The organism is Acidimicrobiales bacterium (assembly GCA_016794585.1).
Taxonomy (GTDB): domain Bacteria; phylum Actinomycetota; class Acidimicrobiia; order Acidimicrobiales; family DATDAH01; genus JAEUJM01.
Genome location: JAEUJM010000005.1, coordinates 49,329 through 76,305 on the forward strand (window position 1 = coordinate 49,329; position 26,977 = coordinate 76,305).

Sequence of the window (26,977 nt, forward strand, 5' to 3'; positions counted from 1 at the left end):
GTCGCTCACTGGTCGCGCTCCTTCACGGCTCGCTGGTAGTCCGCCTCGCTCACGTCGAGGTAGCGGGCCTTGAACTCGAGCCACTTGTCCTCGTCACCCGCGGTGGCCACGTACTCACGCTGGAAGGCCTCGTCGCGCCCGTAGTCGGGGGCGCACAGCGTGAAGTGGGCGCCGCCAGGGGCCTCGACGACGCCGTCGACCATGAGGCGGTTGAGGCGCAGGCTCTGGATGGGACCCTCCTTCAGGAAGTCCTCGGTCTCGACGATGCGCTCGCACGACACGTAGCGCTTGTCGGCGGCGAGGCAGAAGTGGTCGTCGTAGAACGGGTCGGGCCCCAGGTACTGGGCGTTTCCGCCCTGGTCGGCCCGGTTCATGTGCACGAGGGCGACGTCGAGGTGCAGCGCGGGCATGGCCACGTACTGCTCGGCGTCCTCGTAGGGGGACGTGACCAGCTTCAGGCGGGGATTGGACTCGAGCAGGTCCGTGCCGAGGCCCACCCGGGTGGGCAGGAACGACACCCGCTGGGCCGCCGCCCGCAGGCCCAGGACGAACATGCCCTCGTCGTACTCCTCCGCCTCGACCGTGCCGTTCTGGCGGGCGGCCCGGAAATGGGGCTCCAGCGGGATCGAGTCGAGCGACACGAAGCCGTAGACGATCTTGCGCGCCTGGCCGCTCTTGCAGAGCAGGCCCACGTCGGGGCCGCCGTAGGAGACGATGGTCAGGTCCTTCAGCGACGACCGCAGGATGGCGCGCACGAAGGCCATCGGCTTGCGCCGCGACCCCCACCCCGCGATCCCGATGGTCATCCCGTCGGACAGCTCGGACACGACCTCGTCGATGGTCATGCGCTTGTCGGGCATGGGTGTCAGCGCTCCCTACTGGTCGAAGTCGGCGTCGCGCTTGTCGACGAACGCCTGGCGGGCCTCGTCGGCCACACCCGAGAGGTTGAGCTCGAACGTGAAGCCCTGCTCGAAGCGGTAGCTGCGCTTCACGTCGATGGGGTCGATGCCGTTGAGGGACTCCTTGGCCGCCCGGACCACGGTGGGGCTCTTGGCCGCGATGTCGCGGGCCACGGCGAAGGCGGCGTCGCGCAGTTCGGCCTGCGGCACCACCTGGAGGACCGAGCCGAAGTGGTGCAGCTCGGCCGCCGTGGCGGTGGCGCTCGTGTAGACCATGGCCCGCATCTTGTGCTGGGGCACCAGGCGGGCGAGGTGGGTGGCGGCGCCCAGCGCCCCCCGGTCCACCTCGGGCAGCCCGAAGGTGGCGTCCTCGGCGGCGATGATGATGTCCGCGTTGCCCACGAGGCCGATGCCGCCGCCGAGGCAGAAGCCGTTCACGGCGGCGATGACGGGCACCGCGCAGTCGTACACGGCGGCGAACGCGGCATAGCAGCCCCGGTTGGCGCCGATGAGCGCGTCGTAGCCCTCGGTGGCCTGCATCTCCTTGATGTCGACGCCGGCGTTGAAGCCCCGGCCCTCGGCGCGCAACACGACGGCGCGCACCGCGCGGTCGGCGCTGGCGCGGTCACAGAGCTCGGCGACCTCGAACCACCCGGCGACGGTCAGGGCGTTGACCGGTGGGTTGTCCATGACGATCTCGGCGATGCCGAGGTCGTCGACCTGGTAGCTGTTCCCCACCGATGCCTCCTGTGCGTGCCGGGCCGCACGCGAGCGCGCGGCCCGGCGGATCTGACGGACCGTCAGACCGTACGGCCGGGGCTGCGGCCTCCGCTAGTTCCCGATGGGCGGATGGGCCGGACGCGCAGGGTTCCGGTAGCTTCCGGGCCGTGCCTGCACCAGGGGACCTCCTCGACTTCACCGGACGCGTCGTCCTCGTGACCGGCGGGGCCCGTGGCGTCGGTCGGGGCATCGCCGAGCGCTTCCTCGCCGCCGGCGCCGACGTGGCCATCTGCGGGCGGAACGAGCCCGAGGACGGGCCCGAGGTCGACGGGCGGCGTCCGATGTTCGTGGCCGCCGACGTGCGCGAGCCCGAGCAGGTCGACGCTCTGGTGGCGGCGATCGTCGAGCGCCACGGCCGCCTCGACGCCGTGGTGAACAACGCCGGCGGCTCGCCCGCCGCGGAGGCCGCCAGCGCCTCCCCCCGCTTCACCACCTCGATCGTGGCCCTCAACCTGCTGGCTGTCATCCACGTGTCACAGGCCGCCAACCGGGTCATGCAGGACCAGGACGACGGCGGCGCCATCGTGAACATCACCAGCGTCAGCGCGCTGCGCCCCTCCCCGGGCACCGCGGCCTACAGCGCGGCCAAGGCCGGGGTCATCGGGTTCACCCGCAGCGTGGCCCAGGAGTGGGCCCCGAAGGTCCGGGTCAACTGCGTGACCGGCGGCATGATCGAGACCGAGCAGTCCCACCTCTTCTACGGCGACGACGCCGGTATCGCCCGTGTGGCTGCCACCGTCCCCCTGGGCCGCCTGGCCACGCCGGCTGACATCGGCGACGCCTGCGTGTTCCTGGCCTCGCCGCTGGCGTCCTACATCAGCGGCGCCAACCTGGTGGTCGACGCCGCCGGCGAGCGCCCCCCGTTCCTCGAGGCCGCGTCGGCGGGCTGACCGTCGGTGCGGCCGGGTCGGACGGCCGGCTGATCAGGCCGAGGGCGCGGACGGCGCCGACGACGACGCACGGGTGCCCAGGAACACGGACAGGCCGAAGATGGCCACGCCCAACGGAACGTGCCATGCGGCCGCCTCCGCGGTCTCCCGCCCGACATAGCCGAGGCCGGTCTGGGCGAAGAGGGCCGCCACGAGGACGGCGGACCAGAGCAGGCGGATGCGATCGGCGCGACCTACGGCGGCCAGCACGACGAGTGCCAGGCCCAGGACGAACGAGGCGTTGCCCATGAAGCCGTGGACGCGGATCGACCAGTCCCCGAAGAGGGCCTGGCCGGCCACGACGGCCTGGGCCAGGACGAGTGCGGCCAGCACCTCGGCGACCACCCGGTGGGCGCGCCCGATGCCCGCCTCGGCGGGAGCCAACGTGTCCGCTACTTGTAGCGGTAGGTGAGGCGGCCGCGCGAGGTGTCGTAGGCCGAGACCTCGATCTGCACGCGGTCGCCGGGGAGCACGCGGATGCGGGCCCGGCGCATCTTGCCGGAGATGTGCCCGAGGACCTCGTGGCCCGACTCGAGCTGCACCCGGAACATGCCGTTGGGAAGCGCCTCGGTGGCGATCCCCTCGGTGACGATGACGTCGTCTTTCTGCCTGGCCACTGATCTCCTACTGGTGTGGTGGTGCGAGGGGCGAAATGCCCGACGTTCCAGCATAGGGCGTGAACGACGCCCCGCCCTCGTCGGGACCCTGTCGCGGCAGCGTGGTACGGGTGGCCGCCCTAAGCTCGGCGGCCATGGCCGACGACTACCTCGAGCACCTGCGGGCCGTCCCGCTGTTCTCGAACTGCACGAACGCGGATCTCGCCGCCATCGCCGCCGCGGTGGACGAGATCGAGGTCGAGGCCGGACGCGTGCTGGTGACCGAAGGCGAGATGGGCAAGGAGGCCTTCGTGATCGTGTCCGGCGAGGCAACGGTCTCGCGTGACGGCACCAACGTGGCCACCATCGGGCCGGGCGCCCCCTTCGGGGAGATGGCCCTCGTCGACCGGTCGCCCCGCAACGCCACCGTCACCGCGGTCACCGCGATGCGGCTGCTGGTGCTCGGCCAACGCGAGTTCGTGGGCCTGATGGACAGCTCACCCGGCTTCGCCCGCACCATCCTCGCCGCCCTCGCGGCGCGGCTTCGGGCCAAGGACCTCGCTCTTTACGGGTGACTCGGTGGGGCCACCCCCGTGGCTCGACGGGTCCTGTCGCCCCGGTGCTACGAGGCTTCGGCGGTGCGGGCGAGGCCGGCGCCGCGCTCGATCGCCTCGAGATCGGCACGTTCGCCGTCGCTGAGGGCCTCGCCCTGCTCGAGGCGGTCGCTGGCGGCCTGGAGCGCCGCCGCCGCCCGGAAGGTGGCCAGCACGACCGCCGTCCCGGGCGTGCCGCCGGGCACCGAGGCACCCCGCAGCGCCGTGCTGCCGTCGTCGCCCTGGAGCAGGGCCAGGGCCCGGCGCTCGCCGTCGACCTCGGTCTCGCTGGCGTAGCGGAACATGCGGCCGCAGTCGATGGCCTTGAGCAGGGCGGTGGCGACGGCTTCGACCCGACCCGTGGCCCAGGCGTGGGCCTGGCGGGGGCCGTTGGGGGTGGCCAGGCGCACCGCCGCCTCGGCGCCCATGGCGGCCTCGGCGAAGCGGATCTGGAACTCGGGCACGTAGAGCGGCTCGTCGTGGTGCTCGGAGAGCTGGTGGATGCTGGCGCCGAGGCTGGTGCAGAAGGCCTCGACCGCGGCGATCTCGGGCGGTCCGAGCAGGCCACGGCGGCGACCGACGGCGTAGATCCCGCTGCTGGCCCAGCCGGCGGTGGCCACGGTGGTACCGACGTAGCCCGCGGCCTCGAAGGGGCCGGACTGGCCCTTGCGGAGGCGCCGCCCGAGCAGGTCGCACAGCTCGAAGCCGTCGGAGGGCTCGAACGAGGAGAACGAGGGAGAGCGGAGCGTGAGGCGGGGGCGCTCCGTGCGCCCCTGGTGCAGGTAGGCGCACAGGTCGAGCGGCATGGAGGAGCCGAGGCCGTCGAGCAGGGCCCGGACCAGGTCGGCCCCGAGGTCGTCGGCGTCGGTGTCGCCGCCGTGGCCCAGCGTGGGCGGTGTGAGCAGCTCGGGCCCGTCGTCCTCGGGTGCGGCGGGCGCGGTCGACCCGGACGCTTCGGGGATCAGGCTGGCGAGGCCACCGCGGCGGGGCTTCTCGACCGCGGTGGCGGCGAGGATGGCGGCGAGGCCCTTGCCGAGGCCGCTCTGGGGCTCGTCCTCGACAGCGGTGGCGGCCCGGTCCTCCTCCAACTCGAGCGTGAGCGTCTCGGGCGCCATGGGGACCAGAATCCCACCTCGCGCCACGAAAGTGGGTGATGGTCACCGGCCGCGCGATCGTCGCGCGCCTTGAGGGACGAGGAGCCGGTCCTGCTCGCGGTTGACGTGGCGGAGCGGAGCGGAGCCGCGCCGAGGCCGAACCGGATGCCGAAGGCGCTCCGAGGGACGAGGAGCCAGTGTCAGGGGTGCTGCGAGGAGACCGAGAGGACCTCGCCGGTGAGGTAGGTCGAGTAGTCGCTCGCCAGGAAGACGATGACGTTGGCGATCTCCCACGGCTCGGCCGAGCGGCCGAAGGCCTCCTGCCGGGTCAGGTCGTCGAGCAGCTCGTCGGTGGTGACCTTGGCCAGGAAGGGGTGCATCACCAGGCTGGGCGACACGGCGTTGACGCGCACGCCGTAGGGCGCCGCGTCCATGGCGGCGCAGCGGGTGAGGGCCATCACACCGGCCTTGGCCGCGGCGTAGTGGGCCTGGCCCTCCTGGGCGCGCCAGCCCACCACCGAGGCGTTGTTCACGATGACCCCCGTGCCACGGGCGGTCATGTGGCGGAGGGCGGCGCGGGTGGCGCGGAAGGTGCCGTTGAGGGTGACGTCGAGCACGCTCGACCACTGCTCGTCGGTCATCTCCATGATCGAGGCGGTACCGCCGAGGCCGGCGTTGTTGACCAGGACGTCGAGCGCGCCGTGGGCGTCGACGGTGGCGTCGATGAGCCCTTGGACGTGGTCCTCCCGGGTGACGTCGCAGGGGATGGCGAGGGGGCGAGCGCCGGCCACCGACGAGAGCTCGTCGGCGGCCTCGGCGAGGCGGCGTTCGTGGCGGTCGCTGATCACCACGGTGGCGCCCTCTTCGGCGCACCGCTTGGCCGTGGCGAAGCCGATGCCGGTGCCGGCGGCGGCGGTCACGAGGACGACCTTGCCGGCCAGCAGGCCGTGCGCCGGCGGCTCGGGCGGAGCGGCCGGGGGTGTGGCGGGAGCGTCGGGCGGGGTCATCGGAGACTCGTCATGGCTGCGGGTCACACCTTGGGTTCGGGAGGGAGGCCGAGCACCCGCTCGCCGATGATGTTGCGCTGGATCTGGTTTGAACCGGCGTAGATCGTGTCGGAGCGGGTGAACAGGAACAGGCGCTGGAAGGCGGTGAGGGCGTCCTCGTAGGCCGCGCCTTCGCCGCCGTCGGTGGCGAGGGTTGCTTCGGCACCGAGCACGTCCATGGCCAGCTCGCCGAGGTTGCGGTGCCAGGTGGCCCAGAAGAGCTTGTTGATGCTGGCCTCGGGCCCCGGCTCGCCGCCGTGGGCGTCGATCGCCGACAAGGTGCGCATGGCGGTGAAGCGCATCAGCCGGAGGCCGATCCACGCGTCGACGATGCGCTGGCGGATGGCCGGCCGCTCGAGGGCGCCGTTGGCCCGGGCGGCGTCGATGACCCGCTCGAGCTCGGCCTGGAAGCCGAGCTGCTGGCCGAAGGTGGAGGTGCCCCGCTCGAACGCGAGCGTGCCCATGGCCACGCGCCAGCCGCCGTTCACCTCACCGACGAGGTTCGCCGTCGAGGTGCGGGCGCCGTCGAAGAACACCTCGTTGAACTCGGACGAGCCGGTGACCTGCACGATGGGGCGGATGTCGACGCCGTCCTGGCGCATCGGGCAGAGCAGGTAGGAGATGCCCTTGTGCTTGGGGGCGTCGCGATCGGTGCGGCAGAGCACGAAGACCCAGTCGGCCCAATGGGCCAGCGACGTCCAGACCTTCTGGCCGGAGATGACCCACTCGTCACCGTCGAGCTCGGCCTTGGTGCCCACGTTGGCGAGGTCCGAGCCGGCGTTGGGCTCGGAGTAGCCCTGGCACCACAGCTCTTCACCCGAGGCGATCTTGGGCAGGAAGCGCTGCTGCTGCTCGGCGGTGCCGAAGGCGATGATGGTGGGGCCGACAAGGGTCTCGCCGATGTGGCCCACCCGGGCGGGCGCGCCGGCGCGGGCGTACTCCTCGTGCCAGATCACCTGCTGCATGAGGGTGAGGCCCCGACCCCCGTGCTCCTTCGGCCAGGCGAGGCAGGTCCAGCCGTCGGCGCCGAGGCGGCGCTCCCAGGCGAGGCGCTCCTCGAACATCTCGTGCTCGTAGCCGGGGCCGCCCACGCCGCGCACCCCGGCGAAGTCGCCCGAGAGCTGCGTCTCGAGGTACTCGCGGACCTCGGCGCGGAAGGTCTCCTCTTCCTGGCTGAACTGCAGGTCCACGGTGGTCGCTGGGCTCCTGGGGACGGAGGCGCAGGGCGCTCCGGAGATCTGACGGGTCGTCAGGACCCTACTTGCGCGCCGTCGGCGAGGGCAGATCCGGGCGCCCGCGCCCGCCCCCGATCAGCTCGCCGGCTGGTCCTCGGGCAGACCGGGGTCCCAGCTCACGCCGTTGATGTGGCTGCCACCGTCGACGAAGAGCGTGTTGCCGGTCAAGTAGCGGCTGTCGTCGCCGGCGAGGAAGACCGCCACGCCGCCGATGTCCGCCTCGGGGTCGCCCATCCGCCCCATGGGGTTCATGGCCAGCAGCTCCGCGGCGTTCTCCGGGGCGAACTGCTGGAACATCTCGTAGGCGGGCGTGACCGCCGCCGGGCAGATCACGTTGACCCGGATGGCGTGGCGGGCCCACTCACGGGCGGCGCTGCGGCTGAAGGCACGGACGGCCTCCTTCGCGGTGTTGTACTCGACGGTGTACAGGTGGGCGTTGACCCCGTTGAGCGAGCACAGGTTGACGATGGAGCCGCCGCCGCGTTCGCGCAGGATCGGGAAGCAGGCCTGCATGCCCCAGTAGGCCCCCCAGAAGCCGACCTTCAGGCCCCGCTCGATCTCCTCGTCGTCCTTCCACTCGATGCGCCCGAACCCGCCGCCGCCCCAGGCGTTGTTGACGAGCACGTCCACCCCACCCCACCGTGCCTGCGCCGTGGAGACCATGGAGCGCACGTCCTCCTTCACCGCGACGTCGGTGCGGGTCCACTCCGCGTCGACCCCGAAGTCGTCGCGCAGCTCGGTGGCGGCGCGCTCGGCCGACTCCGGGTTGAGCTCCGCCACGAGCACCGAGGCGCCGGCGCCGGCCAGCCGGCGGGCGATGCCCCGACCGATGCCCTGACCCGCCCCCGTCACGATGGCCACCTTGCCGTCGAGCGTTCCCATGTGTCCCCCTCCCCCGCTGAGCGGAGGTCTCGATCGTCCGGCCGCGCCTTTCGGGCCGACGGGGACCATGATGGCCCGATGGCAGAGCTCCTCCTGGCCTCCTGGCAGTCCGGCGCCCTCGACCTCCCCGCGGGCCTCCGCCTGGTGGTGGCCGACCCCGGCGGCGAGGGTGGGGTCGCCGCGGTGGCCTGGCTGCACGCCGAGCCCGAGTGGGTGGGCGGCGGCGTCGACGTCTACGCCGCCGAGGCCCACGAGCAGTGGGACGACCTCGCCGGGCACCCGGAGGTGGTGCAACTGGTCTTCGTGCGCCGCCACCCGGACCTCACCCACGACCAGTTCGTCGAGCACTGGACCACGGTCCACACCCCTCTCGCCCGGGCCCACCACCCCGGCCTGGCCCGGTACGTGCAGCACGTGATCACCGACGCGCTCACGCCCGGGGCCCCCGCCTTCGACGGGATGGCCGAGCTGGCCTTCGCCACGCGCGACGACCAGCGCGAGCGGATGTACGGCTCGGACGAGGGTCGCGCGGCCATCGCCGCCGACGTCGCCACCTTCCTCGACCTGCCCGCCGGGCGCCGCCTGATCGGCACCGACCTGGCGCTCCCGTAACCTCGGCCCATGCCCGAGCAACCCGAGTGGTCGGACGAGCCCATGCTCCCGGCCGACGCCCGCCAACTCTGGGCCGGTGGCCCCGCCCCTGACGCGGGGCCCCGCCTGCGCAAGCACGAGCTCGTGCGCCAGGCCAAGCGCATCATCGAGGCCGTGGCGCTGCTCGACATCGAGGACAGCCAGGACGACGAGCTCGTCAGCCTGATCACGACGGCGATGGGATTGGCCGACGAGCTGGATGCCCACCCCTCCCTGCGCCGCAAGGGCGGGATGTCCACCGCGGGCGGCGAGGACGGGGTCCTGGTCGAGCGCAGCGGCATCAGCGGGCGCAGCAACCCCCTGGCCCCGCCGCTGTTCATCGACATGACCGACGACGAGATCACCCGCGGCCACGCGATCTGGACCGACGCCTACGAAGGCCCCACCCACAGCCTCCACGGTGGCTTCGTGGCTGCCGCGTTCGACGACCTCCTCGGCTGCGCGCAGATGGCCAGTGGCTACGCCGGCTTCACCGGCACCCTGACGGTGCGCATGATCCTCCCCACGCCCTTGAACCGGCGCATCGACTACGAGGCGGGGGTGCGCAGCGTCGAGGGCCGCAAGATCCTCTGCTGGGGCACGGCCAAGGACGGCGACAGCCTGCTGGCCGAGGCCGAGTGCCTCTTCATCCGCCCGAAGAGCGGGCTCAGCTAGCCCCTACTTGCGCTGGAAGTTGGCGGGGCGCTTCTCCTTGAAGGCCTTCGCCCCCTCCTTGGCGTCCTCGGTGCCGAAGATGGGCCAGCCGATCTCGAGCTCGTGGGCGAGGCCGTCCTCTTCGGACATGCCCTCGGTCTCGCGCACCGACCGCTTGATGGCCTCGACCGCCAGGGGGCCGCACTCCCCGATCACGCCGGCGATCTCCTTGGCCTTCGCGAGGGCCTGGCCGTCGGGCACGACGTGGCCGACGAGGCCGTAGCGCAGCGCCTCCTCGGCGGTCATCGAGCGGGCCGACAGCAACATGTCCATGGCCACGGTGAAGGGGATCTGGCGGCGCAGGCGCACGGTCGAACCGCCGAGGGGGAACAGCCCCCGCTTGGCCTCGAACACGCCGAAGGTGGCGCTCTCGCCCGCCACCCGGATGTCCGTGGCCTGGAGGATCTCGGTGCCGCCGGCCACCGCGTAGCCCTCGACCGCGGCGATCAGCGGCTTCTTCGGCTGGTAGTGGCGCAGCAGCGCCTTCCAGTGCAGGTCGGGGTCGTCGGCCATGCGCTGCTGGTACTTCTCGTCGCTCTGGTCGCCGCCGGCGAAGGCCTTGAGGTCCATGCCGGTGCAGAAGTCCCCGCCGGCGCCGGTGAGGATGATGCAGCGCACGCGGTCGTCCTCGTCCGCCTCGACCCACGCGTCGGCCATCCCCACGAGCATCGGGAGGCTGAGGGCGTTCTTGGCCTCCGGGCGGTTCATGGTGACGACCATGGTCGAGCCGTCGAGCTCGACCGTCAGGTTCTCGGTTCCGGACTTCATGCTGGCTTTGCGACTCCTTCGTCGTCGCCCCTTCGGGACCCGACGCTCGCTCCTCTCGCTGCGCCGCTTCGCGGCGCAACGTGACTACGGACGCGGGGAATCTAGAACAGATTCCAGTTTTCAGGGATACTGCCCGCTCATGGAGTTCAACCTGGCCGACCTGTTCGAGAACGCTGCCGACGCCTTCGGTGACCGCGAGTACCTGGTGGCCGACGGCGAGCGCCGCACGTACGCCGAGATGGAGGCGCGCGCCAACCGCCTCGCGCACCACCTGGCCGCGCAGGGGGTGGCCCCCGGTGACCACGTGGGCATCTACGCCTACAACTCGGTCGAGTGGGTCGAGACCCTGTGGGCCGTGTTCAAACTGCGGGCGGTCTGGATCAACATCAACTACCGCTACGTCGAGGACGAGCTCGCCTATCTGTTCGGCAACGCCGACCTGAAGGCCCTCGTGTTCGCCCGGGAGTTCGCCCCCCGGGTGCGCAACGTGATCGACAACCTCCCGCTGCTCCAGCACTCGATCGTCCTGGAGGACGGCAGCGGCGCCGATCTCGACGGCCTCGAGGCCATCCCCTTCGAGGAGGCCCTGGCGGGCGGCTCGCCCGAGCGCGACTTCGGGCCCCGCTCGCCCGACGACCACTACATCCTCTACACCGGCGGCACCACGGGCATGCCGAAGGGCGTGGTCTGGCGCCACGAGGACGTCTTCATGGCCCTCGGCGGCGGCATCGACCCCTACACCAGCGAGAAGGTGACCCGCCCTGAGGAGATGGTCGAGAAGGGCGTCGCCGCCGGCGGCCAGCTCACCTTCTTCCCCATCGCCCCGCTCATGCACGGCGCCACCCAGTGGGGCGTGATGGGCCAGAGCTTCACCGGCAACAAGGTGATCCTGTGCGCCAAGTTCGACCCCGCCGAGGTGTGGCGGACCGTGGCCGAGGAGAAGGTCAACCTCATGATGATCACGGGCGACGCCATGGGCCGGCCCCTGATCGAGGAGCTCGAGGCGCACCGCGACCGGTACGACCCGTCGTCGCTCTTCGCGCTCACCAGCAGCGCGGCCATCTTCTCGAGCGCGGTGAAGGACAAGTTCTTCGACCAGCTCCCCGACCTCGTCATCACCGACGCCATCGGGTCCTCCGAGAGCGGCAACAACGGGATGGCCGTGATCACCAAGGGCAACACCAAGATGGCGGGCGGCCCGACCGTCAGCACCATCAAGGGCGCCTTCGTCCTCGACGAGCACCTCGTCCCCCTCGAGCCGGGCACCGGGGTCATGGGCAAGGTGGCGCGGTCGGGCAACATCCCGGTCGGGTACTACAACGACCCCGTCAAGACCGCGGAGACCTTCGTCACCGGGCCCGACGGCACCCGCTACGCGATGCCGGGTGACTTCGCCTACCTCGAGGCCGACGGCACCATCACCTTGCTCGGCCGGGGCTCGGTGTCCATCAACTCGGGCGGCGAGAAGATCTTCCCCGAGGAGGTCGAAGGGGCGGTCAAGTCCCACCCCGACGTGTTCGATGCCGTCGTCGTCGGCGTGGCCGACGACCGCTGGGGACAGCGCGTGGCTGCGGTCGTCCAGCTCCGCGAGGGCGCCGCGCCCGGCCTGGCCGACATCCAGGACCACTGCCGCACCAAGATCGCGGGCTACAAGGTGCCCCGTCAGCTCCATGCGGTCACCACCATGCAGCGCTCGCCGAGCGGCAAGGCCGACTACCGCTGGGCCCAGTCGGTGGCGGCCGGGGAGATCGAGTCGACCCAGATCGGCTGACCGTGCCGGCCGGTCGGGTCCCGGCGCCCGGCGTCAGGGGGTCTCGGTGACCACTCTGGCGTCGCATTCGCCGGCGGCGCTGAACTGGAGGTCGCGGCGCTGGGCGGCGAAGCGTCCGCCACAGGTGGCGCCCCAGTTCTCGTAGTCCGTGTTGAGCTCGCTGCGGTAGAAGAGCTCGTCGCAGCCCTTCATCGACCCGGCCGCACACTCCTCCACCAGGCCGTCGAGGCGCTCGGAGTCGCCGAGGCGCCCGGGCGAGGGCGCCGCCTCCGCGCTCACCGGGTCGTTGAAACGCAGGTCGCACAAGGGCTGGACGCGCTCGACGAGGTCGACCAACCGCCCGCCACAGGTCTGGGCGTACGTCTCGTAGCTCGTGCCGCGGTCGCTGGACGCGTAGAGCTCGTCGCACGAGCTGAGGCGGGCCGCGAAGCACTCCTGGGCGAGGAGGTCGAGCTCGGCGTCGCCGCTCACCCCGGTGGGTGGGCGGCCCCCGGGGACACCGTCGTAGCCCGCGCAGGCGTTGGGACGGGTGTCCGCGGACCGGTACCCGCAGGTGATGCCGTAGCTGGCGTACTCCGTGCCCTGGGGCGCGAGGCGATACAGCGTGTCGCACGCCTCGGTGCCACCCAGTGCACCGCACTGCTCGGCGATGCGATCGAGCGAGGGCGAGTCGCCGGACGGCAGCGTCCCTCCCGCCGCGGGGACGTGGTCGGCGCTCCGCAGACGACAGTTGGGTGCGACACCCTCCGCCGGCGGTGGGTTGAGGCGACCGCCGCAGGAGAACGCGTAGGCGGCGTAGGCCGAGGCCGGGGCGCCCCGCTGGTAGAGGTCGTCGCAGGCGCGCAGGTCGCCGTCGAAGCAGGTGGTGGCGAGCGCGTCCTGGACCTCGTCCCCGCCGAGGGCGTCGGCCGGCGCGGGGGGTCCGAGGGCCTGCGACAGGTCGGCCGCGATGATGGGCCCACCCACGAACGGGAGCGCCTCGGGGGCCACCTCGTCGCTCGCCCCGGCACAGGCCGCGGCGACGAGGGTCAAGAGCAGCGCCACCGGCGCCAACGACCGCCGGGCGCGGCTTGGACGGGCACCCACCACGGCGGGTCACGCTACTCGCCGGGCGGCGGACGGCCTCGACACCGCCGCTCGGCCGGCCGGGTGGGCGGCCCGACGCTTCCACGCCGGCTCGTTAGGATCCCGCCCGTGGGTCCCGAGGCTCCGGCGGCACGTCGGCCATCGCGCGTCTGGTTCGCGGCGCCTGCCCTCGTGCTGCTCGCTTCGCTCGCGGTCGCAGTGACCCTCGTGGGCCAGGAGTCCAACCAGGTCGAGGACCGCATCCAGCGCTTCGAGCGCGCCGGCGCCCCGGGGCAGGCCGAGCTCGAGTTCGACCGCGCCGGCGAGTACCTGCTCTACGTCGAGGGCCCCGTCACGCCCAACAGCTACATCGACCCGAACGAGATCATCCTCCTCCCCGACGAGCCGGGCAGCCGACGCACCACCCTGCGCCGCTTCCAGAGCTTCGTCACCTACACCGACCCGTCGGGGATCGGTGGCCACGCCGAGTTCACGTTCACCGTCCCCGAACCCGGGCCGTACCACCTGAAGGTGCGGTGGTCCCCCGAGGACATCAACGGCGTGGCCGTCGGCCCGTACGTCTACGAGGGGGCCAACGGGCCCGTGCGCAAGGCCTTCGGCATCGCCCTGCTGGGCCTCCTGGTCGCGCTCGCGCTCACCGCCGCGCTGGTGGTGGCCCGCCGGCGCAGCGCCCGGGGGGTGGCACCGTGAACGCCGCCCAGCGGACCCTCCGCAACGTCCGGCGATCGGGCTCACGCGGGACGCGCGAGGTGCAGCGATGGGGTCGACGGGCCCAGCGCGAGGCACGCCACCTGTTCCTCCGGGCCCGGCGCGAGGTGCGTCCGCTCGAGCGGGAGCTCCGCGCCTTCCCTCGCCGTGCGTCGAGGACGTCGCAGGCGTGGCTCGTCGACGCCGGCCGTGACCTGCGCCACGGCGACCTGCGCGCCGTCGCACTGCTGCTGCTCGTCGTCACCTTCGCCCTGCTCCCCCTCCAGAACGTTCGCCTCACCGCCGGCGTGGCCGTCGCCGACCTCGTCCTCGTCGTGGCGGCCGGCGTGGCCCTGGTGTCCCGGCACGAGCGACCGAAATCGTCCCCGCTGCCGGCCCTGGTCCGCAACGGCATCGTCCTGATGGCCCTCGGCGGATTCGTCGGACTGGTCTTCGCCGACGAGGCCGTGGTGAGCGCCAAGCTCCTGGTCCGCCTGCTGGCGGTGGCCGCATTGGCGGCCGTGGCCATCATCCGCGTCGCCCCGTCGGGCCGGGAAGCCCGCCGCCTCCTCGTCGCCTTCGTGGTCGTGGGCGCCATCTCGGGCCTCGTGAGCGCGCTCGGCGATGTCACCGGAGCGCCGTTCCTCGATCGCTCGACGTTCGGCGACCGCGCCGTCGGCCTCACCGTGGTCCCGTACCCGCTCCTCGACTACTTCCGGGGTACCACGGCGGCGGCGGAGTCCATCGCCACCAACCCCAACCTCTTCGGCGGCGTGTCGGCGGTCGGCGGCGCGCTGGCCGTCATCCTGCTCATCGAAGCCACGGGCTGGCGGGCGCGACTCGTGCTCGGCGCGGCCGCTGCGGGCCTGTTCCTCGGCGTCCTCTTCTCGGGCTCGCGGAGCGCGCTGCTCGCCCTGCTCGTCGGATGCGTCCCGGCGGTGTGGCGCCTGATCCGCCGCGGCTTCGGCCGCCATGTGCTCATCGGTGCCGGCATCGTGACGGCGATGGTCGTGCTCAGCCTCTTCACCACCGTGCGGGCGCCGTCGCTCGACCGACTCCTGCTGCGGGAAGGATCGGCGGACAGCGAGCGCACGGCCGAGTCGACCATCCTGCGCTACCAGAACGCGACCCGCGGGCTCGAGGCGCGTGGGTGGCACAGCCTGGCGACGGGGTCCGGCCTCCGGGACGACGCGCCCTCCAAGCTCCACGACGGGCACCTGGAGATCTGGGTGGGCCTCGGCCTGATCGGCCTGGCGGGATGGGCCCTGCTCTGCTTCGGCGTCATCGAGGGCGGGGTGCGCTACGCGGGACGAGCGGGGCCACTCCGCGCCCACGAAGTGGCGCTCCTGGCCCTCGGCAGCGCCTTCGCCGCCAACGTGGTGGTCACCCTGTTCGTCGACACCATCTGGAACCGCTACATCTGGCTCCTCGTGGCCTTGGCCGTGAGCTTGCTCATCCGCCCTTACGGCGTCGAGACCGCGCCGGCGCCGGCGGGTGCGGGGCGCACCCCACTTCCGCGGGACCCGGACCGGCCCGACCGCCCCGAACACGAGCTCGTCCCCGCCTGAGGGGACAGCGCGCCCGGGTCGCGCTCAGGTCGTGGCCACCCAGGGCACCGCCTCGGCGGCCGCGCACCCCTGGACGAGGAAGCCCCGGACCTCGTCGGGAGCGGTGCCCGCGCAGGACGAGCGGATCCAGGCCCAGACCGGGGCGGTGGGATCCACCACCTGGTAGACGTCGACGCTCCCGTCGGCCGCGAGGCGGTAGACCACGGTCGCCGGGACCAGGGCACCGTCGCCCGGCTCATCGGCTTGGAGCCATGCCGACACGCCCCGCCGAGCCGCCGCGGCCAGGCACCGGCGGGCCTCGCTGAGCACCACGTTGCGCCCCGTGGCGGCCGCCTCGGCCAACGACGCGTCGAAGCCGCAGTCGACCTCGGCGGCCGGCAGCGCCACCTCGTCGGCGACGGGCGCCCCGAGGGGTGTCGCCGCGAGGACGATCGCGCAGCCCGCACCCGGGTCGACCCCGATGGTGAGGTAGTTGGTGGAGCCCGGCGCCAGGTCGACCTCCGCATCGCACCGGTCGACCGCGTCACCGACCGAGGCGCACGTCGCGGCACAGGCCTGCTGCGCGGACACGACGTGGTACGGCCCCTCGGGAAGGGTCACGTCGACCACCGGGGAGGGATCGGCCGGCGGGCGGAGCTGGCGCTGCACCACGGCGGCTCCGTCGGGATCCAGCACGAGCAGCCAGGACAGGTGCCCGGCCGGGTAGCAGCAGTCGGTCAGGTCCTGGGTGATCCGGAGACGGGCACCCTCGGGATCGCCGGCGGCGAGGGTGACCGGCGGCGCCGTCGCCGCGCCCGGAGCCGAGGGCGCCGGGCCGGTGCTGCTGCGCGGCGCCACCGTGTCCGCGGCGGCGCCGTCGCCCACCGGGTCCCCGGTGGAACAGGCCGAGAGTGCCCCCGCCAGCGAGAGTGCCGTCACGAGGGCCACGCTCGGGGCCACCCGGCGCCAGGAGTGACGGCCCGCGCCACGCCGCGACCGTTCGATCCGGCCCGCACTCGAGTCCCCCACGGGTGCGAGGTTAAGCAATTGGTTCGAGCAGAGTCCGCCACTTGGATGCATTTAGCCCTAACTTTCGGGGCATGGTCACCGAGCTCATCAGCCTGCAGGACGCCGCTGACGTGCTCGGCGTGCACTACATGACCGCCTACCGCTATGTGCGCACCGGCCGCCTGGCCGCGGTCAAGGAGGGCGCAGAGTGGCGGGTGGACCCCGCCGACCTCGCCGACCTCGAGGTGGGCCGCCGCGCTCGGGCCGGGGCCACCGCCGACGACCGCACGTCGCCGACGGCGCCCGCCGACCACCGCCCGAGGACCTGGACCGCCGAGCCGAGCCGCCTCGCGGGCCGGCTGATCGAGGGTGACGAGCCCGGCACCTGGCAGCTCATCGAGGACGCGTTGACCGCCGGGGCGACCCCGGAGACGATCTACACCGACCTGCTCGTCCCCGCCATGGCCGAGGTCGGCGACCGGTGGGCCCGCGGCGATGCGTCCGTCGCCGACGAGCACACCGCCACCGTCACCGTCCAGCGCCTCGTGGGCCGCCTGGGCCCGTCGTTCGCCCGCCGCGGCCGCAAGCGCGGCACCATCGTGCTCGGCGCCGCACCGGGCGACAGCCACGGCCTGACCGTGAGCCTGCTGGCCGACCCGCTGCGGGGGCGGGGTTTCGCGGTCGTGGACCTCGGCGCCAACGTCCCCACGGAGGCGTGGCTCGACGCGGTACGGGGTGCCGAGCGGCTGAAGGCCGTGGGCATCAGCGTGATCGCGCCCGGCCTCGACACCACCGTCGAGGCGACCGCCGCCGCGGTGCACGAAGCCACGGACGTGCCCGTGGTGCTCGGCGGCGGCGGCCTCGCCGACGAGGCCCACGCACGGGCCCTCGGCGCCGACGGGTGGGCCTCGAGCCACGCCGAGGCCATCGAGCTCTTCGAGCGCCTCGCCAGCGACTGACGAAGCCGCGCCACTCCCGGGCCCCTGGCGAGGGCGACCCAGCCTCCCACCGAGGCGACCGAGCGCCGACCCCTCGCGCCGGTCGGACGAAGTTCTCTTCGTCTGCGGGTTGTGATTCTTCTGACTTAGTGCTAAAAGTTATTTATCACTAACAGCCCCTCCCCCCAAGGAACCCCTCCCATGCGCACCCCCAAGATCCTCAAGCTCGGCGCAGTGGCCTTCGCCGCCGCCCTCCTCGTCGCCGCTTGCAGCAGCGACGGTGACGACGAGAGCGCCACCACCACCGAGGCGCCCACCGAGACCACCGCAGCGCCCGACGACGCCGCCGCCGAGGCGAACATCGTCGAGACCGCCGTCGCCGCCGGCGACTTCACCACCCTCGTGACGGCCGTCGAGGCCGCCGGCCTGGCCGAGACCCTCTCGGATGAGGGCCCGTACACCGTGTTCGCTCCGACCGACGCCGCCTTCGAGGCCCTGCCCGCGGGGACCCTCGACGAGCTGCTCGCCGACCCCGACGCCCTCGCCAACGTCCTCACCTACCACGTGGTGGACGGCGACGTGATGGCCGCCGACCTGTCGGACGGCATGGAGGTCGAGGCCCTCAACGGCGAGACCCTCACCATCACCGTCGACGGCGACACCGTGAAGGTCAACGACGCCACCGTGACCACGGCCGACATCGTCACCTCGAACGGCGTGATCCACGTGATCGACACCGTGCTGGTCCCGGCCGGCTGAGCGCCGGGCATCCCGCGCTCCCTGTCGCACCGAACCACCCGTAGGACAGCACCACCGACAGCACCGCAACACCCGTAGCACCGCCGGCATCGAGGGGCGGAGGGCCGAGCCCTCCGCCCCGAGGTGCCCCCACCGCAGACCTGGAGGTCCCCCAGTGCACCACCGCCCCTCACTCCCGCACCTGGCCATCGTGGCCGGCCTGGTGGTACTCGCCGCCTGGCTGGGGTTGGCCTCCGGCAACGCCCTCGGCGCCGCCTACAGCCTCATCGCCGCCATCGTCGTGCTGAGCCGTGCCTTCGAGCCCTCGGTCGAGCCGGCACCGGTCCGAGTCGAGGTCGAGCCATGACCGCCCCGGTGGTCGACGCCGAGCGCACCACGGGCGCCGACGGGGCGCTCCTGTGGCAGGAGCGCTGGTGGAACGTCCACGCCAAGTGCAAGGGCAAGACGCACCTGTTCTTCGCCCCGGCCGGCGAGCGCCCCGAGGCCCGGGCCCGCCGGGAGGACCTCGCCCGGAAGTACTGCGCCGTCTGCCCCGTCCAGGCACCGTGTCGGGAGGAGGCCCGGATCAACCACGAGGCCGGCCTGTGGGGCGGCGAGAACGAGGAGGAGCGGGCCGAGGCCGGCTTCGCTCCCCGCGCCATCACCCGCCGATCGGTGCAGGTCGCGGTCTCGGTCGGTGGCCGGCGGGCGACCGCCAGCTAGCGACGCACCTCCGCCCCCGCGCGCTTCCCCCCGGCGCGCCGGCTGGGCGGCACCCCTGGCTCCCGGTCCGCTTGCTCCCAAGGGCGGATCGGGAGCCAGTCGGGTTCTCAGGTCACGAAGCAACCCGGGCGATCGCCAGAGATCGCCGGTCGTTCGCCGCGGTGAGGTGTCGTCGCCGCCTGGCTACTGCGGGAAGTCGACGTCGGGCAGGGAGCCGAGCTCGTCCAAGGGGAACCGGCGACCGGCCACGAACCCGCCGTCGACCACGAGCGAGTGGCCCGTGACGAACGAGGCGTCGTCGGAGGCGAGGAAGAGGATCGCGGCGGCGACCTCCTCGGGCCGGCCCGCCCGACCCATGAGGTGCTGGTCGACGAACCAGTTCCGGATCGTCGCCAGCGACGGGTCGTGGAGCACCTCGGTCATCGGCGTGTCGATGAGCCCGGGGCACACACAGTTCACCCGCACCCCCGAGCGTCCGTAGTCGGTGGCCATGTTGCGGGTCAGCAGCACCACCGCCCCCTTGGAGGCGTTGTAGGCGGCCTGACCCGAGAAGCCCACGATTCCCTCGATGCTGGCGATGTTGACGATGCTGCCGGCGCCCGCCGCCACCATGTGGGGCACGACGTGCTTGGTCACCAGGTAGGTGCCCTTGAGGTTGATGTCGAGGACGCGGTCCCACTCCTCGGCGGGCACCTGGTCGACCGAGCCGGCCGAGGCCACGCCCGCGGCGTTGAGGAGGATGTCGATGCGCCCGAAGCGCTCGACCACGTCGGCGACCCGCGCCTCGATCTGGGCCTCGTCGCGCACGTCGAGCGGCCAGTAGGCCACCTCTGGCGCGGACGCCTCGAGGCCGGCGACGACCTCGGGGCTGGGCCCGGCGAGGTCGAGGCCGGCGATGGACGCGCCCTCGGCGGCGAAGCGCTGCGCGGTGGCCGCGCCGATGCCCGACGCCGCGCCGGTGATGACCGCGACGCGGCCGTCGAGTCGACCCACGGCCGGCCCCTGTCCCTCGTCCCCCGGACCCGGGCTAGATCCGCTCGATGATGGTGCCGGTGGCCAGCGCGCCGCCGCAGCACATCGAGATGAGCGCCGTGTTCTTGTCGGTGCGCTCGAGCTCGTGCAGGGCGGTGGTGATGAGGCGGCTGCCGGTGCTGCCGACGGGGTGGCCGAGGGCGATGGCGCCGCCGTTGGTGTTGACGTACTCCCAGTCCGGCTCGTGGAGCTGGCCCCACGACATGACGACGGAGGCGAAGGCCTCGTTGACCTCGCACAGGTCGATGTCGCCCATGGTCATTCCGGCCTTGGCCAGCACCTTGGTGGTGGCGTCACGGGGACCGTCGAGGTGGTAGTAGGGATCCGAGCCGACGAGCACCTGAGCCACGATGCGGGCACGGGGCTTGAGGCCCTCGGCCTTGGCCCGCTCCTCGGACATCCACAGCACGGCGGCAGCGCCGTCGGAGATCTGCGAGCTGGTGCCGGCGGTGTGGATGTGGCCCTCGACGACGGGCTTGAGCTTGGCCAGGCCCTCACGCGTGGTCTCACGGGGGCCCTGGTCCTTGCTGATCACCTGGGTCTCACCGGTGGGGCCGTCCTCACCCATGACCGGCACCTCGATCGGGGCGATCTCTCGCTCGAAGCGGCCCTCCTCGACGGCCCGGGCGGCCTTGCGCTGGCTCTCGAAGCCCAGCCACTCGATGTCGTCACGGGTGATGCCCCGGTTCTCGGCGATGCGCTGGGCGGCGCCGAACTGGTCGGGCATGTCCCACGGGAACTCGTCGGGGCGGGACGAGCCGGGGCCGTTGTAGGCGTTGGCCCCGAGGCCGACGCGGCTCATGGCCTCGACACCGCAGGCGATGCCGATGTCGATGGCGTCGGCGGCGATCAGGTTGCTGACGAAGTTGTTGGCCTGCTGGGCCGAGCCGCACTGGCAGTCGATGGTGGTGGCCGCCACCTCGTAAGGCAGGCCCTTGCTCAGCCAGGCGGTGCGGGTGACGTTGGAGGCCTGCTCGCCGGCCTGGGTGACACAGCCACCCACGATCTGCTCGACGCTGCCGGGCTCGATGCCCGCGCGCTCGACCACGGAGGCCTGGGCGTGGGCCAGCACCGCGGAGGCGTGGAGGCCGGACAGCCAGCCGTTGCGCTTGCCGATCGGCGTGCGGACGGCTTCGACGATGACGGGGTTGGCCATGAGGTGCCTCTTTCGCTTCCGGACGCGGTGGTGCGAGCCGGGGAATCGTGCGGGTCGGGGCAACTCTAGAATCTGTTCTAGTTTTCGTGCACATGACGCCGACCTCGGGGGGAGGCGGACCGCTCGACGGGGTCCGCGTGATCGAGCTGGTGGGCCTCGGCCCGGGGTGGTTCACCGGGATGATGCTGGCCGACCTCGGCGCCGAGGTGGTGCGGATCGACCGGGTGGCCGAGGCGGCGTCGGTCGACCGGTCCCGGCCGGCCACCAACGCCATGCACCGGGGCAAGCGATCGGTGGCGCTCGACCTGAAGCAGGCCGGCGGCGTCGAGGCGTTCCTGCGGCTGTGCGAGGGCGCCGACGCGGTCATCGAGGTGTTCCGTCCCGGGGTGGCCGAGCGTCTGGGCATCGGCCCGGACGACTGCCTCGCCCGCAACCCGGCCATCGTCTACGGGCGCCTCACCGGCTGGGGCCAGGACGGGCCGATGGCCCAGGAGGCCGGGCACGACATCGACTACATCGCGCTGTCCGGCGCGCTCGAGCCGCTGGGTCGGGCGGGCCAGCCGCCGACGCCTCCCATCAACGTGCTCGGTGACTTCGCCGGCGGCGGGATGCTGCTGGCCTTCGGCATCGTCAGCGCGGTGCTGGCGGCGTCGCGCACCGGCACCGGCCAGGTGGTCGACGCCGCCATGGTCGACGGCGCCGCCCTCCTGCTCACCCCGTTCTTCTCCGCCCGCAACAGCGGCTTCTGGGGGCCCCGGGGCACGAACCACCTCGACACCGGGTCGCACTTCTACGAGGTGTACGAGTGCGCCGACGGCGGCTGGGTGGCGGTCGGCGCCATCGAGCCGCAGTTCTACGCGGCGCTGCTCGAAGGGCTGGGGCTCGCGGGCCCCGACGTCGAGAACCCGGAGGATCCGGCCGAGCAGATGGATCCGTCGCTCTGGCCGGCGAAGAAGGAGCGCTTCGCGGCGATCTTCCGGACACGGACCCGCGACGAGTGGTGCTCGGTCTTCGCCGGTCGCGACGCGTGCGTCGCTCCGGTGCTCAGCCCCGAGGAGGCGCCGGCACACCCCCACGCGGTGGCCCGCTCGGCCTTCCTCGAGGTCGACGGCGTCCCTCAGCCCGCGCCGGCGCCCCGCTTCTCGGCGACCCCCGAGGGCGTGGCCGGCCCGCCCCACCACCCCGGCGACGACACCGACGCCGTCCTGGCGGCGGCGGGCTACTCGACGGAGGAGCTGGCGACCCTGCGCGAGGCCGGCGCCATCTCGTAGGGGGCCACCCCGCGACTCGGCGGGTCCTGTCGCCGCAGTCCGTTTCCGGCCATGCTCGTCCCTGCGCGTGGCCCGAAGCCGTTGCGTCGCCACCCGCCGAGCCGCTACCCCGTTGGGCAGGGGGTCGCTCGAGGCGAACCCCTGAGGGTGGACTATCGCCGGCGCCGCCGCCTCGCACAGCGAGCATCCCCGGAGCGCACCACGCCAACCGCGGTTGGGGCCCGCCGATCCGGGAACGGTGAGACCGCCGACAGCGGCCTCACGCTTCCGAGAACGCAGCCCCGCCGAAGGTCCCGCCTTCTCGGAACGCTGACGCCGCCACCCGCGGCCCGAGCCTTCCGAGAACCGGGGCGGCGTCGACAGCGGCGGGCGAGGTCAGCGGGGGCGGCAGCGCACGAGCACCGCCCGGGTGAGGCGGTCGTCGTCCGTGCCGTCGCCGAGCACCTTGGCCGCCTTCGGGAAGCGGTCGAGGTAAGCGGCGAGGAGCGGCGCCGCCGCGTCAGGCTCGTCTGCCCCACGCACCGCCTGTCCTGCCATCGCATGCCTCTCGCCGGCGAGGAGCACGTCGAGATCACGCGACCGCTCGAAGTTGCGCCACCACTGCTTGGTCTCGGGGCGGCCGACCAAGATCACCACCTCGTCACCGTGTCGGGCGTACCGGGTGGGCAGGACGATGTGGCGACCGGTCCGCCGGCCCTCATAGGTGAGCAGCGCGGTCGACCCGGACAGCAGTCGATGCGCTGGCGAGCGCAGCACGCCGCCGACGACCGAGTTGGCAAGACCCATGGGCCCAGCGTCCGCTCGTTCTGGGGCGAGCGACAGGGGCGATCGTCCTCATCTCGTGGCGCGCACGTGCCGAGGTCCGGGCGCCGGGCGCCAGGCGCCCCTCCGGCGCAGGGGGGGGTGGCACAGCGAGGCGATGCGCGGATGCTCCCTCGCCCCTCCACCTCGCCGGCCTGCCGGTCCGGGGACGCGTGCGTCCGCGAGCCGGTCAGAGGTCGGCGGGCCAGTCCTCGGTGACGCTCAGGGACCAGTTCGGGTCGCGCCGCTCGAGGAAGGCCATGGGGCCCTCGCGGGCGTCGGCCCGACCCATGAGGGCCTCGTGCCAGGCAGTCTCGAGGCGGTCGCACTCGTCGGCGTCGAGCGCCGGCGTCGACCAGAGGAGGCGCTTCGACGCCGCCACCGAGAGAGGGGCGGTGTCGGTGGCGATCTCGCGGGCGGTGGCCAGCGCCGCCGGCAGGACCTCGTCGGCGGGCAGGGCCCGGTGGACGAGACCGAGGGCGGCGGCCTCGCTCCCCTTGAAGCGCCGGCCGGTCAGCAGCAGGTCCTGGGCGACGGCGAAGCCGACGGCGCGTGGCACCGTCCAGTGGGCATGGGCGTCGGGCAGCACCCCCATGCGGACGTGGACGAAGCCGAGGGTGGCGTCCTCGGCGACGTAGCGCAGGTCGCACTGCATGGTGAGGCTGAGCCCGATCCCCAGCGCCGGTCCGTTGATGGCGGCGATGACCGGCTTGCGCACTTCCCACGCCCGGGGCTGCACCGGCGAGGAGGTGAAGGGCCGGGATGCCGCCGGTCGCGAGGACCCGTCATCGGACAACGACCCACCCGCGAGCGACGACCCGTCGCCGGACGCCGCCCCGCCCACCGGCGTCGGCCGGTCCGCCGACGCCGCGCCCCTCGTTCCTGGCGCGGCGAACGTCTCCCCCGCCCCGCCGAGGTCGGCGCCGGCGCAGAAGCCGCGACCGGCGCCGGTCACGACCACGGCCCGGACCCGGTCGTCCTGATCGCACGCCTGGTAGGCCTCGCCCAGCTCGTCGCCCATGCGGCCGGTGAAGGCGTTCAGCTTGTCGGGGCGGTTGAGAGTGAGGACGGCCACGCCGTCGGCCACGTCGACGAGCACATGTGGCATGTCGGGAGCGTCGGGTTCGGCCGGCATCCGACGATTGTCCCACTCCCCGGGCTGGAGGCCGTCGGTCGGCCCGCGCTGCGCCATGATGGATCGATGCCCTCCCTTCTCGCTGCCGGGCCGCGCTGACGTGGATTTCGCCTTCACCCCCGAGCAGGTCGCGCTTCGCCAAGAGCTCCGCGAGTACTTCACCGCGCTCATGACGCCCGAGGTCGAAGACGCCCTCGCCGAGACCGGCTGGGAGGGCCCGCTCTACAAGGAGCTCGTCCGCCAGATCGGCCGCGACGGCTGGCTGGGCGTCGGCTGGCCGAAGGAGTACGGCGGCCAGGGCCGCACGCCCATGGAGCAGCTCATCTTCTTCGACGAGGTGCAGCGGGCCAACGCCCCCGTGCCCATGTTGGCCATCAACACCGTCGGCCCGACGATCATGCGCTTCGGCAACGACGAGCAGAAGGCCCGCTTCCTGCCCCCGATCCTCGCCGGCGAGCTGCACTTCGCCATCGGCTACACCGAGCCCGGCGCCGGCACGGACCTGGCTTCCCTCCGCACCGCCGCCGTCCGCGACGGCGACGAGTACGTGGTCAACGGCCAGAAGGTGTTCACCACCCAGGTCGACGTCGCCGACTGGCTCTGGCTGGCGGTGCGCACCGATCCCGACGCGCCGAAGCACAAGGGCATCTCCATCCTCCTGATGCCCACGGACGCGCCGGGCTTCAGCCACACGCCCATCCACGTGATGGGCGAGGGCCGCACCAACGCCACCTACTACCAGGACGTCCGCATCCCGGTGGCCAACCTCGTCGGCGAGGAGAACGCCGGCTGGCGCCTGATCACCACCCAGCTCAACCACGAGCGGGTGGCCTTGTGCAACGCCGGCGCGGTCGAGCGCATCATCGCCGAGGTCCGCCGCTGGGCCCAGGACACCAAGCTGGCCGACGGCCGTCGGGTCATCGACCAGGACTGGGTGCGCCTCAACCTCGCCCGCGCCACCGCCGAGACCGAGGCCCTGCGCCTGATGAACCTGAAGGTGGCCTGGTCGCTCCAGTCCGGCGATCTCAAGGGCGCCGACGCGTCGGCCATGAAGGTCTTCGGCACCGAGTCCGACATCCGGGTCAACCGCTGGCTCATGGAGATCCTCGGCTCCGTCGCCTACCTCGCCCGAGAGTCCCCCGAGGCGGCGCTGCACGGCCGCCTCGAGAAGCGCTGCCAGTCGGCGCTGATCCGCACCTTCGGCGGCGGCGCCACCGAGATCCAGCGCGACATCATCGCCATGCAGGGCCTCGGCCTCCCCCGAGCGCCCCGCTGACGGAGGGTCGGCCACGCCACCCGACCATCCGGCGGGAGACGCCCGCTCGCTCGACGTGACCCGCATCGTGGCCACCACCGAGCGCCTCGAGGCCCGCGTCGGCGCCCGCTTCCCCGAGCGCGGCATCCATCACCTGGCCGGGTCGCTCACCGCGCTCGCCCGCTCCACCGAGGCGACCATCGCCCGGGTCCAACGCCCCGACTGGCGGCTGCGGGTCGCTTCCGGCGCCGCCGTCGCCATCGGGCTCGCGGTGCTGGCCCTGTCCGCGACCCAGGTGTCGCTCGACTCGGAGATCACCGGCGTCGACGAGTGGCTGGCCGTCGCGCAGAACGGCATCCAGGACGTGGTCTTCGTCGGGATCGCGGTCGCCTTCCTCGTGTCGCTGGACCGACGCCGCCAGCGGCGCCGGGCCCTGAAGGCTCTCCACGAGCTGCGCAGCGTGGCCCACGTCATCGACATGCACCAGCTGACGAAGGACCCGGACGCCACGATGCACCCGGAGCAGCGGACGGCCCGCTCCCCCGCCCGGGACCTCGGCCGCCGGGAGCTGACCCGGTACCTCGACTACTGCAGCGAGATGCTCTCCATCACCGGCAAGCTGGCGGCGCTCTACGCGCAGGAGTCGACCGACGGCACCGTGCTCGACGCCGTGCGGGAGATCGAGAACCTGACCAGCACGCTCTCGAACAAGATCTGGCAGAAGATCATGATCCTCGACCTCCAGGACGCCCCATGAGTGAACGCCCCATCGCCCTCGTCACGGGGGCCAGCCGAGGGATCGGCAAGGCGTCGGCCATCGCCCTCGCCGAAGCCGGGTGCGACGTGGCCGTGGCCGCCCGCACCTTGACCGAGGGCAGCGGCCGCGACGACTCCAAGCCCGACGGGCTCGACCTCCCCGGCGGGTTGGACACGACGGCGGCGGCGGTCGAGGCCGCCGGCGGGCGGGCGCTCCCGGTTGTCATCGACCTGCTCGACCCGGACACGCTGACGGCCGCGGTCGCCACCGTCGAGGCCGAGTGGGGCCCGATCGACGTGCTGGTCAACAACGCCGTGCACACCGGGCCGGGCAGCATGACCCGCTTCCTCGACACCTCCCCCGAGCACTTCGAGCAGAAGGTCCGGGCCAACTACCTGTCGCAGCTCGTGCTCATCCGGGCGGTGCTGCCCGGGATGATCGAGCGGGGAGGCGGCCGCATCGTCAACATGACCTCGGCGGCGGGCATGCAGGACCCGGCGGCCCCGGCCGGCGAGGGCGGCTGGGGCCTCGCCTACTCGGCGTCCAAGGCCGCCTTCCACCGCACCGCCGGCATCCTCGCCGTCGAGCACGGCAACGACGGAATCCTCTGCTTCAACGTCGAGCCCGGCATGGTGCTCACCGAGAAAATGGAGCTCAACCAGAAGGCGCTGGGCCTCGAGAACAAGTACCCGGTGGCGCCGCCCTCGGTCCCCGCCTCCGTGGTGGCGTGGCTGGCGACCGCCGACGAGGCCGCCGAGCACAACGGCGAGACCTTCACCGCCCAGCGCTTCGCCCGCACCCAGGGCCTCCACCCCGACTGGCGCTGACCGCCCGCCGGCGGCGACGCGACTACGGTCTCAGCGGTCGGCACTGCCGACGTGGCGGCGGTGTGACGAGTCGAGGCGG

General features: G+C 72.7%; 30 protein-coding genes. 15 read left to right on the plus strand and 15 right to left on the minus strand.

Annotated elements, in window-relative coordinates; translation table 11 throughout:
- Positions 1–5: 5 nt before the first annotated feature.
- Together JNK12_02215 and JNK12_02220 are read right to left on the minus strand one after the other, a co-directional pair.
- Positions 6–860: a CoA transferase subunit A gene (locus JNK12_02215; protein ID MBL8774711.1), complete on the minus strand. Its 855-nt coding sequence runs from the start codon at positions 858–860 to the stop codon at positions 6–8.
- 15 nt (positions 861–875) lie between these two features.
- Positions 876–1,589: an enoyl-CoA hydratase family protein gene (locus JNK12_02220; protein MBL8774712.1), complete on the minus strand. Its 714-nt coding sequence runs from the start codon at positions 1,587–1,589 to the stop codon at positions 876–878.
- A 50-nt stretch (positions 1,590–1,639) separates the two neighbouring features.
- Here JNK12_02220 and JNK12_02225 point away from each other — a divergent pair, with 50 nt between their 5' ends.
- Entirely contained in the window at positions 1,640–2,569 is a 930-nt protein-coding gene (locus JNK12_02225; protein ID MBL8774713.1) for an SDR family oxidoreductase, read from the plus strand.
- A gap of 33 nt (positions 2,570–2,602) precedes the next feature.
- On the opposite strand, the gene JNK12_02230 is transcribed toward JNK12_02225, so the two are convergent.
- On the minus strand, positions 2,603–2,992 hold the full coding sequence (locus JNK12_02230; protein MBL8774714.1) for a hypothetical protein: 390 nt from the start codon (positions 2,990–2,992) through the stop codon (positions 2,603–2,605).
- An 8-nt stretch (positions 2,993–3,000) separates the two neighbouring features.
- Positions 3,001–3,279: a translation initiation factor IF-1 gene (infA, locus tag JNK12_02235; protein ID MBL8774715.1), complete on the minus strand. Its 279-nt coding sequence runs from the start codon at positions 3,277–3,279 to the stop codon at positions 3,001–3,003.
- A gap of 80 nt (positions 3,280–3,359) precedes the next feature.
- Between infA and JNK12_02240 the strand changes: the two genes are divergently transcribed.
- Positions 3,360–3,779, plus strand: coding sequence for a cyclic nucleotide-binding domain-containing protein (locus JNK12_02240; GenBank protein MBL8774716.1), 420 nt, complete (start codon positions 3,360–3,362; stop codon positions 3,777–3,779).
- A 47-nt stretch (positions 3,780–3,826) separates the two neighbouring features.
- On the opposite strand, the gene JNK12_02245 is transcribed toward JNK12_02240, so the two are convergent.
- The 4 genes from JNK12_02245 to JNK12_02260 form a co-directional block, all read right to left on the minus strand.
- Positions 3,827–4,912 (minus strand): hypothetical protein, encoded by a 1,086-nt coding sequence (locus JNK12_02245; GenBank protein MBL8774717.1) that lies wholly within the window; start codon positions 4,910–4,912, stop codon positions 3,827–3,829.
- Between the two features lie 179 nt (positions 4,913–5,091).
- Positions 5,092–5,898 (minus strand): SDR family oxidoreductase, encoded by an 807-nt coding sequence (locus JNK12_02250; GenBank protein ID MBL8774718.1) that lies wholly within the window; start codon positions 5,896–5,898, stop codon positions 5,092–5,094.
- A gap of 23 nt (positions 5,899–5,921) precedes the next feature.
- Positions 5,922–7,127, minus strand: a complete 1,206-nt coding sequence (locus JNK12_02255) for an acyl-CoA dehydrogenase family protein (protein ID MBL8774719.1) — start codon at positions 7,125–7,127, stop codon at positions 5,922–5,924.
- Between the two features lie 120 nt (positions 7,128–7,247).
- Entirely contained in the window at positions 7,248–8,054 is an 807-nt protein-coding gene (locus tag JNK12_02260; GenBank protein MBL8774720.1) for a glucose 1-dehydrogenase, read from the minus strand.
- 78 nt (positions 8,055–8,132) lie between these two features.
- Here JNK12_02260 and JNK12_02265 point away from each other — a divergent pair, with 78 nt between their 5' ends.
- Together JNK12_02265 and JNK12_02270 are read left to right on the plus strand one after the other, a co-directional pair.
- Positions 8,133–8,666, plus strand: coding sequence for an EthD domain-containing protein (locus tag JNK12_02265; GenBank protein ID MBL8774721.1), 534 nt, complete (start codon positions 8,133–8,135; stop codon positions 8,664–8,666).
- 9 nt (positions 8,667–8,675) lie between these two features.
- Entirely contained in the window at positions 8,676–9,359 is a 684-nt protein-coding gene (locus JNK12_02270; GenBank protein ID MBL8774722.1) for a hypothetical protein, read from the plus strand.
- A 3-nt stretch (positions 9,360–9,362) separates the two neighbouring features.
- On the opposite strand, the gene JNK12_02275 is transcribed toward JNK12_02270, so the two are convergent.
- A complete protein-coding gene (locus tag JNK12_02275) occupies positions 9,363–10,166 on the minus strand; it encodes a crotonase/enoyl-CoA hydratase family protein (GenBank protein ID MBL8774723.1) in 804 nt (267 codons plus the stop codon).
- A gap of 139 nt (positions 10,167–10,305) precedes the next feature.
- Between JNK12_02275 and JNK12_02280 the strand changes: the two genes are divergently transcribed.
- On the plus strand, positions 10,306–11,937 hold the full coding sequence (locus tag JNK12_02280; protein ID MBL8774724.1) for an acyl-CoA synthetase: 1,632 nt from the start codon (positions 10,306–10,308) through the stop codon (positions 11,935–11,937).
- Between the two features lie 33 nt (positions 11,938–11,970).
- Here the strand turns inward: JNK12_02280 and JNK12_02285 are convergent, their stop codons facing one another.
- Positions 11,971–12,981: a hypothetical protein gene (locus tag JNK12_02285; protein MBL8774725.1), complete on the minus strand. Its 1,011-nt coding sequence runs from the start codon at positions 12,979–12,981 to the stop codon at positions 11,971–11,973.
- Positions 12,982–13,131: 150 nt separating this feature from the next.
- On the opposite strand from JNK12_02285, the gene JNK12_02290 reads away from it, so the two are divergent.
- The gene (locus JNK12_02290; GenBank protein ID MBL8774726.1) at positions 13,132–13,713 is read left to right on the plus strand and encodes a hypothetical protein; all 582 of its coding nucleotides are present in this window, start codon (positions 13,132–13,134) and stop codon (positions 13,711–13,713) included.
- A complete protein-coding gene (locus tag JNK12_02295) occupies positions 13,710–15,278 on the plus strand; it encodes an O-antigen ligase family protein (GenBank protein ID MBL8774727.1) in 1,569 nt (522 codons plus the stop codon). The genes JNK12_02290 and JNK12_02295 overlap by 4 nt, the downstream gene beginning before the upstream one ends.
- Positions 15,279–15,302: 24 nt before the next feature.
- Here the strand turns inward: JNK12_02295 and JNK12_02300 are convergent, their stop codons facing one another.
- Positions 15,303–16,196 carry a hypothetical protein gene (locus tag JNK12_02300; protein ID MBL8774728.1) on the minus strand — a complete coding sequence of 298 codons (894 nt, stop codon included), beginning with the start codon at positions 16,194–16,196 and terminating at the stop codon, positions 15,303–15,305.
- Positions 16,197–16,357: 161 nt separating this feature from the next.
- Between JNK12_02300 and JNK12_02305 the strand changes: the two genes are divergently transcribed.
- From JNK12_02305 to JNK12_02320, 4 genes are all read left to right on the plus strand, one after another.
- Positions 16,358–17,224, plus strand: coding sequence for a B12-binding domain-containing protein (locus tag JNK12_02305; GenBank protein MBL8774729.1), 867 nt, complete (start codon positions 16,358–16,360; stop codon positions 17,222–17,224).
- A gap of 180 nt (positions 17,225–17,404) precedes the next feature.
- Entirely contained in the window at positions 17,405–17,962 is a 558-nt protein-coding gene (locus JNK12_02310; GenBank protein ID MBL8774730.1) for a fasciclin domain-containing protein, read from the plus strand.
- A 154-nt stretch (positions 17,963–18,116) separates the two neighbouring features.
- Positions 18,117–18,308 (plus strand): hypothetical protein, encoded by a 192-nt coding sequence (locus tag JNK12_02315; GenBank protein MBL8774731.1) that lies wholly within the window; start codon positions 18,117–18,119, stop codon positions 18,306–18,308.
- The gene (locus tag JNK12_02320) at positions 18,305–18,664 is read left to right on the plus strand and encodes a WhiB family transcriptional regulator (GenBank protein ID MBL8774732.1); all 360 of its coding nucleotides are present in this window, start codon (positions 18,305–18,307) and stop codon (positions 18,662–18,664) included. The genes JNK12_02315 and JNK12_02320 overlap by 4 nt, the downstream gene beginning before the upstream one ends.
- Positions 18,665–18,847: 183 nt before the next feature.
- Here JNK12_02320 and JNK12_02325 read toward each other — a convergent pair whose 3' ends face one another.
- Positions 18,848–19,657 (minus strand): SDR family oxidoreductase, encoded by an 810-nt coding sequence (locus tag JNK12_02325; protein ID MBL8774733.1) that lies wholly within the window; start codon positions 19,655–19,657, stop codon positions 18,848–18,850.
- A 34-nt stretch (positions 19,658–19,691) separates the two neighbouring features.
- Positions 19,692–20,852 (minus strand): steroid 3-ketoacyl-CoA thiolase, encoded by a 1,161-nt coding sequence (locus JNK12_02330; GenBank protein MBL8774734.1) that lies wholly within the window; start codon positions 20,850–20,852, stop codon positions 19,692–19,694.
- Between the two features lie 92 nt (positions 20,853–20,944).
- On the opposite strand from JNK12_02330, the gene JNK12_02335 reads away from it, so the two are divergent.
- A complete protein-coding gene (locus JNK12_02335; GenBank protein MBL8774735.1) occupies positions 20,945–22,123 on the plus strand; it encodes a CoA transferase in 1,179 nt (392 codons plus the stop codon).
- Positions 22,124–22,498: 375 nt separating this feature from the next.
- On the opposite strand, the gene JNK12_02340 is transcribed toward JNK12_02335, so the two are convergent.
- Together JNK12_02340 and JNK12_02345 are read right to left on the minus strand one after the other, a co-directional pair.
- On the minus strand, positions 22,499–22,909 hold the full coding sequence (locus tag JNK12_02340; GenBank protein ID MBL8774736.1) for a nitroreductase family deazaflavin-dependent oxidoreductase: 411 nt from the start codon (positions 22,907–22,909) through the stop codon (positions 22,499–22,501).
- Between the two features lie 205 nt (positions 22,910–23,114).
- The gene (locus JNK12_02345) at positions 23,115–24,059 is read right to left on the minus strand and encodes an enoyl-CoA hydratase/isomerase family protein (protein MBL8774737.1); all 945 of its coding nucleotides are present in this window, start codon (positions 24,057–24,059) and stop codon (positions 23,115–23,117) included.
- A gap of 100 nt (positions 24,060–24,159) precedes the next feature.
- On the opposite strand from JNK12_02345, the gene JNK12_02350 reads away from it, so the two are divergent.
- From JNK12_02350 to JNK12_02360, 3 genes are read left to right on the plus strand one after another with little or no spacing between them, the layout of a single operon-like run.
- Positions 24,160–25,335, plus strand: coding sequence for an acyl-CoA dehydrogenase family protein (locus JNK12_02350; GenBank protein ID MBL8774738.1), 1,176 nt, complete (start codon positions 24,160–24,162; stop codon positions 25,333–25,335).
- Between the two features lie 55 nt (positions 25,336–25,390).
- Positions 25,391–26,071: a hypothetical protein gene (locus JNK12_02355; protein ID MBL8774739.1), complete on the plus strand. Its 681-nt coding sequence runs from the start codon at positions 25,391–25,393 to the stop codon at positions 26,069–26,071.
- Positions 26,068–26,898 (plus strand): SDR family oxidoreductase, encoded by an 831-nt coding sequence (locus JNK12_02360; protein ID MBL8774740.1) that lies wholly within the window; start codon positions 26,068–26,070, stop codon positions 26,896–26,898. Before JNK12_02355 ends, JNK12_02360 begins: the two co-directional genes overlap by 4 nt.
- The last annotated feature ends 79 nt before the right edge of the window (positions 26,899–26,977 follow it).